9 protein-coding genes and 3 pseudogenes are annotated in these 10,166 nt (G+C 41.4%); 7 read left to right on the forward strand and 5 right to left on the reverse strand.

All coding sequences use genetic code 11. The features are described from left to right. Positions 1-383 precede the first annotated feature (383 nt). Positions 384-1,148 (reverse strand): annotated as a pseudogene (locus F7734_RS16255) (aldo/keto reductase); the annotation flags it as partial. Positions 1,149-1,553: 405 nt separating this feature from the next. On the opposite strand from F7734_RS16255, the gene F7734_RS16260 reads away from it, so the two are divergent. Together F7734_RS16260 and F7734_RS63510 are read left to right on the forward strand one after the other, a co-directional pair. Then, positions 1,554-1,712: a hypothetical protein gene (locus F7734_RS16260; RefSeq protein ID WP_155745682.1), complete on the forward strand. Its 159-nt coding sequence runs from the start codon at positions 1,554-1,556 to the stop codon at positions 1,710-1,712. Positions 1,713-1,945: 233 nt separating this feature from the next. Beyond that, positions 1,946-2,254: pseudogene (locus tag F7734_RS63510) on the forward strand (SDR family NAD(P)-dependent oxidoreductase); the annotation flags it as partial. A gap of 201 nt (positions 2,255-2,455) precedes the next feature. On the opposite strand, the gene F7734_RS16270 reads toward F7734_RS63510, so the two are convergent. The 3 genes from F7734_RS16270 to F7734_RS16280 form a co-directional block, all read right to left on the reverse strand. After that, positions 2,456-2,983, reverse strand: coding sequence for a DUF4435 domain-containing protein (locus F7734_RS16270; protein WP_347566212.1), 528 nt, complete (start codon positions 2,981-2,983; stop codon positions 2,456-2,458). Then, positions 2,980-4,341, reverse strand: a complete 1,362-nt coding sequence (locus F7734_RS16275; protein ID WP_155745683.1) for an AAA family ATPase — start codon at positions 4,339-4,341, stop codon at positions 2,980-2,982. Before F7734_RS16275 ends, F7734_RS16270 begins: the two co-directional genes overlap by 4 nt. Before the next feature lie 131 nt (positions 4,342-4,472). Continuing rightward, positions 4,473-4,631 carry a hypothetical protein gene (locus F7734_RS16280; RefSeq protein ID WP_155745684.1) on the reverse strand — a complete coding sequence of 53 codons (159 nt, stop codon included), beginning with the start codon at positions 4,629-4,631 and terminating at the stop codon, positions 4,473-4,475. A 283-nt stretch (positions 4,632-4,914) separates the two neighbouring features. Between F7734_RS16280 and F7734_RS16285 the strand changes: the two genes are divergently transcribed. Further along, on the forward strand, positions 4,915-7,128 hold the full coding sequence (locus F7734_RS16285) for an EAL domain-containing protein (protein WP_155745685.1): 2,214 nt from the start codon (positions 4,915-4,917) through the stop codon (positions 7,126-7,128). On the opposite strand, the gene F7734_RS16290 is transcribed toward F7734_RS16285, so the two are convergent. Next, the gene (locus tag F7734_RS16290) at positions 7,125-8,378 is read right to left on the reverse strand and encodes a serine hydrolase (RefSeq protein ID WP_155745686.1); all 1,254 of its coding nucleotides are present in this window, start codon (positions 8,376-8,378) and stop codon (positions 7,125-7,127) included. The two genes, F7734_RS16285 and F7734_RS16290, sit on opposite strands and share 4 nt — an antisense overlap. 249 nt (positions 8,379-8,627) lie before the next feature. Here F7734_RS16290 and F7734_RS16295 point away from each other — a divergent pair, with 249 nt between their 5' ends. The 4 genes and pseudogenes from F7734_RS16295 to F7734_RS16315 all read left to right on the forward strand — a co-directional run. Continuing rightward, on the forward strand, positions 8,628-9,011 hold the full coding sequence (locus tag F7734_RS16295) for a hypothetical protein (protein ID WP_155745687.1): 384 nt from the start codon (positions 8,628-8,630) through the stop codon (positions 9,009-9,011). After that, positions 9,002-9,232, forward strand: coding sequence for a GAF domain-containing protein (locus F7734_RS16300; protein WP_155745688.1), 231 nt, complete (start codon positions 9,002-9,004; stop codon positions 9,230-9,232). Before F7734_RS16295 ends, F7734_RS16300 begins: the two co-directional genes overlap by 10 nt. Before the next feature lie 22 nt (positions 9,233-9,254). Next, positions 9,255-9,425 (forward strand): hypothetical protein, encoded by a 171-nt coding sequence (locus tag F7734_RS16305; RefSeq protein WP_155745689.1) that lies wholly within the window; start codon positions 9,255-9,257, stop codon positions 9,423-9,425. A gap of 316 nt (positions 9,426-9,741) precedes the next feature. After that, positions 9,742-10,082 (forward strand): annotated as a pseudogene (locus F7734_RS16315) (IS4 family transposase); the annotation flags it as partial. Between the last annotated feature and the right edge of the window lie 84 nt (positions 10,083-10,166).

Raw genomic sequence — 10,166 nt, forward strand, 5'->3', positions numbered from 1 at the left:
GCGCCCTCTTAGTTTGTGCAGCCGTGATTTCCAATCACAGGCGTGTTTTTTCCAAATTGGGATGCTCCCTTATCTTACGGAACATCAATGCCTCCTGCATCTGCCTCCAGCCTTCTTCAATGTTCATTTGTTTATCCAAAGTGCCTATAAGGAAAGATATTAACAGTTTTATGTTTGGGTGAAAATAAGACGCAAACGATACCAGACTTTTCCGACTCTATGTTAGCGTGAGAATAAGACGCAAACGCTACCAGACTTTTCCTACCAACTGGAGTTTCTGTTATTGCCATGATGTTTTAACGAATAAGAACTATCAGATTCTGAAGTTGCTGTATATTTACAGGAAATGCCGCCTAGTGAGCAAGTTAGAGCGTGTGCAGCTTCTGAAACTTCTCCATCAGCACCAGCAACAGCTCAATTCCCGTAACCACAACAGATGTGGGCAGATTCAGGGCATAGTGCAGACACTCAATTGGCGTTACAGTCTTTGACTTTAAAAGAATACCGTTTGCCATGGTTTTCATGCCAAGAATGCCAATGTTGTTTTTGACTAGTTCTGGCACAACTAATTTTGCAAAGCTTCGGTAGTGCGCGTCCATTACATTAAGGGGCATTTGAACAGCATCAAATTTAAAACCGCAAGTGGCTGCAACTTCAAGCATATGCAAATGAATATGAGGATCTTTGTGTCCGGTAAAGCCTATGTATCTGAGCTTACCAGCTTCACGCGCCTCAATAAAAGCGGCATTCGCTCCTTCTTCGTCGAACACTCGATGTGGGTCTTCATATCTGATAATTTCGTGGTGCTGCACGAGCTCGATGCAATCAACTTGAAGGCGTTGAAGAGATTCGTCTATCTGTCTGGCAGCTTCTTTTTTGGAGCGACCGTCAATTTTCGTCATCAGGAAGACTTTGTCTCGGTAACCATCACGCAGCGCTTTTCCCATGCGAATCTCGCTGACCCCACCGTTGTAATCCCACGAGTTATCCATAAAGGTAATACCGCGATCGATAGCTGTGCGAACAATACGTATACCCAATTCCTCATCAACGTACTTCAATCCGATGTGCCAACCACCCAGTCCGATCGCAGAAACTTTCTCTCCCGTACTACCGAGAACTCGATATAGCATTTCTGAGTGTGACATCTTTTCTGATTCCACTTTCTTGTATGCCAGCTACTGTTTAAATATATATAGCTATTAGTCAATTCAAACACAAAGGGACGTTACAATTATCTTTCTAAAGACACACTAAATTCAGAACTACCATCTTTACCTGTCTCCAAATGACTTTTGAATTAGAACTCAAAATTATTGTGTTATAAATAATCTGAAAAAAGATTGATTTTACTATAAAATCTACCTTAAGAAAAAGGGTAAAACAGAAAATTAAGTATAATATAGCCATTTTGGCAATCATCTGCTAAATTCATTAAGAATCACCATAAATAGCAATTAGGCATAACATTGCAGGCAAAATTGAAATAATTAAGTATAGCGAGAAACGACTCCTTTTCCAGTCTAAAATGAACGTTTTTTGTAGGTAAGGTTATGCCAAACGTTCACGATGTGGGGCATAGCCCTACCTACTGGTCACCGATTGCTAATAATTTGTATTTGCGATTACAAGTTGATTTAACAGAAATCAACTTCTTTGATAAGAGGTTTGTTAAAGCTTTAAAAGTTAGTTTGGTTGATGAGCAAATATAGGAATCCTATATAAAAATTTCGTTGAAAGTTAAAAGCTATAGCTATTTCACTCAAACCACTCCGAAACCAAGTTATTGTCATTACCGGTGCCTCCAGTGGAATTGGCTATTTTTGGTCTCTGTACAGAGGTTTCAATACCGGACATGAAGCGCATGTTCAATACCAACTTTTGAGGAACCGTTTATGGCTCGCGTGCTGCTGTCAAGCACTTTAAAGAGCGTGGGAGTAGCGGGGCGCTGATAAACATTGGTAGCTTTTTTGGCGATCGCGCAACACCCGTTCAGTCTACCTATTCAGCCTTAAAGCACGCACTACATGGCTGGACAGATGCTCTTCGGATGGAGTTGGAGGCAGAAAAAGCCCCTGTCTCAGTGACGTTAATTCATCCCGGACGCATCGACACCCCATATAACGAGCACGCCCGCAGTTATATGCTCAAACAACCTGCCCATCGCGGTACGATCTACTCACCGGAGGCAGTGGCTGAAGCCATTTTGTATTCTGCAGAGCATCCCAAGCGAGATATGTACGTTGGTTTCTAGGCTAAGTTCTTCGCCGTGCTAGGTGGCATATCTCCACGCCTGATGGACAAGTTAATGGAGATATGGATGTTTCCTTCCCAGCAGTCCGATCGCCCTTCGCGAGATAGAGAGGATAACGCACTCTATCAGGCTGGGTATGGCATGCACGAGAGAGGAACGCATCAAGAATGGATTAGATCGGGTAGTATATATGTGAAAGCCTCAAAGCATCCAGTTTTCACAACTATAGCTGTCGCTGGTCTGGGTGTAGCTATTTGGTTGGTGGCAACATCTGTTGTATAAACTGTCTGCTTCCAGCGAAAAAGATAGGGGTGTGAGGTTGGATGAGGTTCGATCTTGGGCAACAATTTTCTCTTCAGATGCAAACTCAGCGACTACTTTATTAAGTGCTGGTGAGTTGATTAGCATAGTTTCAAGGTCATGAGTATCGGTGCGAAGCAGATTAGGGCTGCTGTATATAAAAGTTTCAAGGCGTTCAAAATCTGCATCAATGATAGCTAGAATTCCTTGGAAAGTTGATTTTTCCAAAATTTCTAGAACAGCGATAACACGCAGCTTACTGGAGGGTTTTCCCGAAACGCTGACTAATTGACAAGCTGCCTTATCAACAAAGCGATCGTAGAAAGTTTTGTCAGAACTCCCTTCCACTAATAAAAAAGTTCCTGAAAAAGTGCTCCGCCGTAATCGAATTTGGTTGGCTTCACGGTCAACTGTCAGAAACTCTCTCACTTTTCTAGCCCTTTGAGTTCAACCGTTAAATCCCAGCGATCTTGAATGATATCTGGTGAATGAGTAGCCATTAGAACATCTAAATCTGTAAGCTTTATAATTTCTTGCAAGTCTTTTAAAAACTGAATCTGCCATCCTACATGAAGAGATAGCTCAGGCTCATCAATTAAGACTAGGGAGTTAGGCTCGACTTTAAATAGCAGTTCATAGAGAAGCACTAACTCATGTTGCTCGCCAGATGATAAATCTGTTGGCAAAAGAGTTTTTGTATTAGATAATGGAGATTTATAATGTGTTGAAAAAACAAATCCCTTATCCTTACTAAAGCTTATCTCTTTGTAGGAATAAGCAAATTTGTTATTAATAATTGTCCTGAGCAACTCAATTTTGTCGGCTACTTCAGCAAAAACACTCAATTTCTTTTCAACATCCTCTACGTATACAGACAAAGCATTTTTAGTGCTTTCATCAATATCTTGAGGTTGGATTTGAAATTCTGTATCTTCGTCTTTATCTAAAAGACCTACTTCTATAAGATGAGAGCGCATTTCCTCAAGATTGTTTAGTTGAATGCCAAGCTGTTCATCTGTTAAATCTGAGGATGGCTGTTGCTTCACCACTCTTACAGGAAAAGTTCTATCAAGAGATTGAGATATTGTACCGTATTCCTTAAATTTATCTTGCATCAGCTTAGCAAGTTCATCAGAATAGGCTGATACAGTTGACAACATTGAAGGTGTTGGACGATTTATTCTGGAAGAACGCTTAGGAACAAAGTTAAGCAAGCGTTGTGATTCAATCAGGCGAATATGAATATTACTCTTCAGATTTTCTAGCCACTTCGGCTCTTCTTGTGATTCTTGTAGTTTAAAAAAATTGGCAGGCAATAAATTTTCAAAACGCTCTATAACTTCTTCTAAAGAAAGTGTTTCCTCAGTAAGATATAGCCATTTTCTTGGTCCTATTCGTTCTAGTCCTGGTATCACGTCATCTAAAATACTAATTGGAAAGTCTATGTCAGAACGTATCTGTATTTGTTTTGGATAAAAAGAAAGTTTTTCTAAATTAGGTTGATAAAAATAAAAACCAATATCATTATATTTTTTTTTATCATTTTCAGAGTTTTTTATAATTTCAATAACACTGCTATCATCAAACTCAACTCGAAAACTTCTAAATGCGAGCGCTCTTAATTCTGAATATCGGGAGTTAAAAAAACCATTTAAAAGTCTTAATATCGCAGTCTTTCCAAAACCATTTGGACCATGAATGATGGTGATACGTTCATCCAGGTTCAATGGAATTATATGCTCAAAAATTCCGAATAAGCCTTTGACGGAAATTTGCTTAATTCTCATAGCTACCGAGTCCTACAGGCATTGGCTTCATAATCTTGATTGTAACCTCTATCTTCGTCTTAGAAAGTACAGGAAACACAGAGACGCTTTCTTTTGTATCCTCTGTATTTATGTAGTAAAATTCTAAACTACTAGCGACGCGATCGCCATCCCACATTATATAGTGCTAATTCAAAAGTTCCTTGACTCGTCCCTTGGCAATACTGCAAGGGATCTCGGAAATTGTAGGTTGGGTAAACCCGTGTGTGAAACCCAACAAATGCTGATAAATGTTGGGTTTCGTTCCTCAACCCAACCTACGTGTTTTCGTATTTTTAAACTTAACCGACAAGTATTGCGTCCCTTGGGACTCCTCTACCTACAAATAGAAAATCCGCATTTTTATCAGATTTCATCAATTCTTTATATATCTGGAGTAAACTGGGATGGGTTTAACTTGTGAGACTACACATATGTTGGTTAGCTCCGTTTCCCAGACTCATTAAATCTTCATATGCTTAAAGAGCAGTTTATTTATTAGAAGAAGACTGGGGGGAATACTAGAGTAAATTGGGTTGAGCACAGTGATTATCTATGGAGCAAACATCTTCTATCATCAAGACTTGTCGTTGTCAAAATGTTACACGCTGCCGGACTAAGGAAGCAGGTAGGCTCTTTCTCTGGTTCCCCATTCCACATACCCTGAAAAAAGTCACCTCCTACCTACAGCAGTTCCAGCTTAAGTATGAACTGATGCACGAGCGACCGGGGCTGAGTTTGGAGTGTAAAGCCGGACAGACGCAAGAAATTGCTCGTCACTTGGCTCAACTCCTTGCACCGAGAGAATTAAGAGAGACACAAGTCCTTTTCATTCGAGGCGCTATCCAACCTCAACTTCAGGACTTTAGTGATATCGCCTCACTGCAACGCTTTATTAAGTTTAGCCAGTCCGACTGGCTGGTTGAAATGCTGGCAACAGAACGATTCACCAGTCACTTTCAACCGATCGTCTCAATCAAGGATACATCCCAGATTTACGGATATGAATCTCTGTTGCGAGGACTAGATGAACAAGGCAATTTAGTGCCGCCGGGACAGATCTTGGAGTTAGCAACTGAGTCAGGACTTTTGCCACAACTCGACCGAGTTGCTCGCCTAAGCGCGATCGCTCAAGCTAACCGCCATCAAGTAAGCGGGCACATCTTCATCAATTGTTCGCCAACTGCACTTTATGACCCCGTTTCTTGCCTACGCAGTACGGTAGAAGCGATCGACAAAGCAGGGATTTCCCACGAGCGAGTTGTCTTTGAAGTTGTCGAGTCAGACAATCCTCAAGATTTAGCCCACCTCAAAACAGTACTTCAGTACTATCGAGATGCTGGTTTTTTAGTCGCTCTTGATGACCTCGGTTCTGGTTATTCTAGCTTAAACTTGCTCCACCAGTTACGACCAGACTTTATTAAGTTGGACATGGGTTTAATTCGAGATGTGCATCAAGACTTGTACAAAGCCTCAATTACTGAGAAGCTTCTAGAAATTACGCAAAAGTTAAATATTCGGACTGTCGCTGAAGGGATTGAGTGCATTGAAGAACTGAACTGGTTGCGAGAACGAGGAGCAACCTTTGCTCAAGGTTATTTGATTGCCAAACCCAGTGAAGTGCCAGCTACTACAACCCCTCACTTTGATGCGATCGCTTTAACTGTAGCATCGGCATCTTGTAAGCTGGTTGAGCAACGTATCCAACACCAAAGCGAGTCTGAGCGAATTGTAGCTGCTGTGACACAGCGCATCCGACAATCATTGGAGTTAGACTATATTTTGCAAACTACGGCTTCTGAGGTACGGCAATTGTTTGAAGTAGACCGAGTGGTGATTTATCGGTTTGAACCAGACTGGAGTGGGTTGGTTGCTGTAGAATCCCTAGCACAAGAGTGCATGTCTATTCTTGGCTTTCACGTCATGGACACGTGCTTTCAATCTACCCATGCAGCTTACTACCAACAAGGTAATACCAGAGCAATTGAAGACATTGAAACTGCAGGGCTAGCACCATGTCATGTTAACCTCCTCCGGAGTTTGCACGTCCGGGCAAACCTTATCGTTCCCGTCTTGCAGCAAGAACGTTTGTGGGGATTATTAATTGCTCATCAATGCACTAAAACCAGACAATGGCAGCAATCGGAGATTAACTTGTTTAACCAACTCGCAGCTCAAGCAGCGATCGCCATTCAGCAATCAGAACTTTACCACCAACTACAGCAAGCAAACCAGGAATTACAGCGCCTTGCTTCTTCGGATGGGCTGACCCAAGTAGCAAATCGGCGCTGCTTTGATGACATACTCAACGCCGAGTGGCAAAGGTTGGCACGAGAGCAAGCCGAGCTATCGTTAATTTTGTGTGATGTCGATTGCTTTAAGCTTTACAACGATACCTGTGGACATCTGGCGGGAGATGATGCACTCAGACACGTTGCCAAGGCAATCTCTCAGACAGTTAAACACCCTGCTGATTTAGTTGCTCGGTATGGTGGAGAAGAGTTTGCAGTCATTTTACCAAATACCAATCTCGAAGGGGCTATTGCAGTTGCAAGAGAGATTCAAACCAATGTTAGTGCATTACAACTATCTCATCCGAATTCTCAGGTCAGTCAATTCATCACGGTTAGTCTTGGAGTGGCGAGTATAATTCCTCACAGTCAATCATCAAGCGCAACCTTAATTGCTGCTGCTGACCAAGGACTTTACCAGGCGAAAGCACAAGGGAGAAATTGTGTGGTGCATATGGATTGTGAAAATGCTGGTTAAATCTCTTCATGTGCTAGTTTAGCAAGCACCCCACTGTACAATGCCATAAATTTCGATTCTTCTATGGGTGCATTGCTGTTATTGACAGTAGCAACCACACAGTAATTTTTGCCGTTCTTTGCTTGTAACCAAGTTGTCAGATTGAGAACACCAGGCTCAGAGCCGCCTTTATACGCTACCTGTTGCCAATTATCAGCATTGGCAACACCAGGATTAATACTCATTAGTGGCAAATCGGCAACTTGTCCTATGAGTTTGCAGAGTTCTTCTGCTGTAAAAAACCATTCTATATCTAGGGCAACTGGGTTAGTTCCCACAAATTCATTCACATCAGGAAGTGGCTTTTTGGCAATCTCTTTCAGAATTGTGCGGCGTTGGGATTCGTTGCTTGTTTGATAGCGTTTCAACAAGTTCCGATTTCCGGAACCTTTCAAAACGAAGAGTTCGCGGGTCGTTAGGAAGGGACGGTTACGGGGTGACACTGGCTCAATTTCCTGTCGTCCCAGCAAGTTAATTAATATATCTGTTGCCGTATTATCACTAAGAGAAATCATTAAAGATGCCAGTGTTTGCACTGTCAAGTACGATCCATCTGGCCATGTTTGTAACATTCCTGATGGTAAACTTTTCTCAGTAGGTTGCAGTTGCACGACATCTTTCCACGTCCGTTTGCCTGAAGCAATTTCTGATTTCAGTGCTTGGAGTACGGCTAGCTTGAAGGCTGAACCAACAGCTAGGGGTATTGTGGTATTTAATGCAGCCTTTGTCGTTTTGCCTTCCTGAACCAGAAAACTCACTTTACCGGGTAAAGCTTTAAATTGAGCAAGCGCTTCTTCCAAACTAATGACTTTGGCTTGCGGTGGTTGGAATAACAACCCCGAAATCTGTCCTTTGGTATTCAAAACTATTTTAGTTGGCACTGAGGCTTGGCTAAAGAGAACCAAGAAATCTTGAGCGTTATTTTGTATGCCTTGATAAGTTCCCAGTTGATTCTTTAACTTAGCAATTACTTGTCGGATCTGTGCAATTGAAATTTGAGCTAAAAAGTCCGATGCAAACCACTCAGGTTGTATTTGTTTGCTAATAAATAATCTTTCTAAAGCTGCTTTGGGAGAAATTGATTGTGCTGTAGTTTGTATCTGAGACAAGGAGGGTGTTTGAAGTTTAACTTCTGCTAACGCCAATGGAGGAAATATTAGGTTTGCTGTTAGTAAGATAATGAATAAAAAACTGATAGTATATCGAACCATAAAAAATTTTTACCCTCAAAGTCCCAATTAATCTTGATTTTAATGTGTTGAAACGCACTTTTTACTATATAGCAGTATTTTTTCGCTAAAATAATACTGTTTTACTACCCGCAAAGTCCCTAGCAACGGAATTTCATAAACTTCAGCAAATTGTCGAATCGAATAGCCGTGCTATCCAAGCATTAACACAAGCCTTTTCGCAGACGTTCAGGCATGACGTAAAATAGTATTAGTGTACTCGTAATTGATATGACTGAGAATAGCCAGCCATTAGAAGATATTTTAGGGACAGCAATAGTAGAATATACTCCCAACGCCATTAAATTCAGTGGTTTATCTTTGGATAAGTTAGAGCAATTGCTCACCCAAAGTTATACAACTGCAAATACTTATTACAATGCCGCACCGACAATTACTAAGTTTATAGAATTTGGTAAACGCTGTGTTGATAGAGGAGCAGTAGCGACATTCGATGGTGTTGCTTTTACTATTGGTGATGCGAATGTAGCTATTGATGGTATAAAAGTCGTAGGTGTCAAAGATTTAGACTTTGCAGGCGAATTTGTAAAATTTACTTTTAGTTGTGACGAGATTGAGGTCTCATCTCAGTACTTGTTTGCTTGGTGGGATTAACATTCTTAAATTGCGACTCTAATAACAGCACATTCTCTCTTTATCTAGAGAACAATCTCACTACCGGAGTATTTACCAGCGATCGCTTGCAAGTTCTTAAACTGTTGATTGCTCAGGCAGCAATTTCATTAGAAAATGCTCGGCTGTATGAACGATTAGCAGATTATTCCGAAATCCTGGAACGGAAAGTAGATGGATGCCTAAGTGCCAATCAGCTTTAATCACCTACAAGGAACAATCACCATGTCAACACAGGTGATCAATGTTGAAACCATTGTTTTACCAGATCGTATCGAAGGTACAAGTGATGGTGTCTACGGAGTGACTGTCAGTAATGGTTTTTACTCAGTGATGCTCGGTCAAGGCGTTACAGTCAATTGCTTTCAATGTGTGCGTGTCTGGTACAGAGAATAAGCTTCACTGGAGAAGAAATAATGAAACGATTTACCTTATTTACTTTCCTGTACCTCGCGCTCGGAGTTTGCCTGACAGCGATCGCGCTTGGATACGCAAATCTGCCTTCGGGTCTTCAAACCAGCCTGTTCTTCAGTGCAGGAGTATCTTACCTTGTTTGTCTCTTTAGTACCTTCCTATTTTGGCGGGAGACGACGATCCGCTTCTATCGCAGCCGCAATTCATCGGTCATCCTATCCTCGTTGGTGATTGGATTCAATATTGTTTGGATGATCTGGGAGGTTCAAAGTCAGAACTGGACGATGGAAGCCATTTTCAATTACAGATTTGGGGAACTTGGTTATTTTATGCTGTGTTGGTTGATGCGCGGAGATGCTGTCGCCGACGAACTTGCTTTACCTTTTGACTCCATTTATGCGCGAAATGATTTATCGCGGTCTTTACCATTTTTATATTGCTCATCAAAAAGGTCTCGCTTCTGACCCTATCAAATATTTTGCTGCGCCAGAAAATCAAGATTTAGGCATTGTTAAACGACAACGAAAACCCAACGTTAGGTTAATTGTCGCACCCTTAAGCGAAAAGCAACGAGGCACACCTGAATTTTTCTTTCAAGCACCTTCATTAATCCCCTTGACAACTAGCTTACAACCTTAACTTGTGACCAATGGCTTTCCCGTGTATTACATGGTAAAAGGCAAATAGGTTTTCCCGTGTAATACATCGTTAATCTCCCAACGC

Source organism: Scytonema sp. UIC 10036 (assembly GCF_009725235.1).

Bases quoted from the DNA above. Each gene is read 5' to 3' on its own strand.
- F7734_RS16260 (WP_155745682.1), top strand. From the start codon at position 1,554: ATGCCAAACGTTCACGATGTGGGGCATAGCCCTACCTACTGGTCACCG.
- F7734_RS16275 (WP_155745683.1), bottom strand. From the start codon at position 4,341: ATGAGAATTAAGCAAATTTCCGTCAAAGGCTTATTCGGAATTTTTGAG.
- F7734_RS16285 (WP_155745685.1), top strand. From the start codon at position 4,915: ATGGAGCAAACATCTTCTATCATCAAGACTTGTCGTTGTCAAAATGTT.
- F7734_RS16290 (WP_155745686.1), bottom strand. From the start codon at position 8,378: ATGGTTCGATATACTATCAGTTTTTTATTCATTATCTTACTAACAGCA.
- F7734_RS16295 (WP_155745687.1), top strand. From the start codon at position 8,628: ATGACTGAGAATAGCCAGCCATTAGAAGATATTTTAGGGACAGCAATA.
- F7734_RS16305 (WP_155745689.1), top strand. From the start codon at position 9,255: ATGTCAACACAGGTGATCAATGTTGAAACCATTGTTTTACCAGATCGT.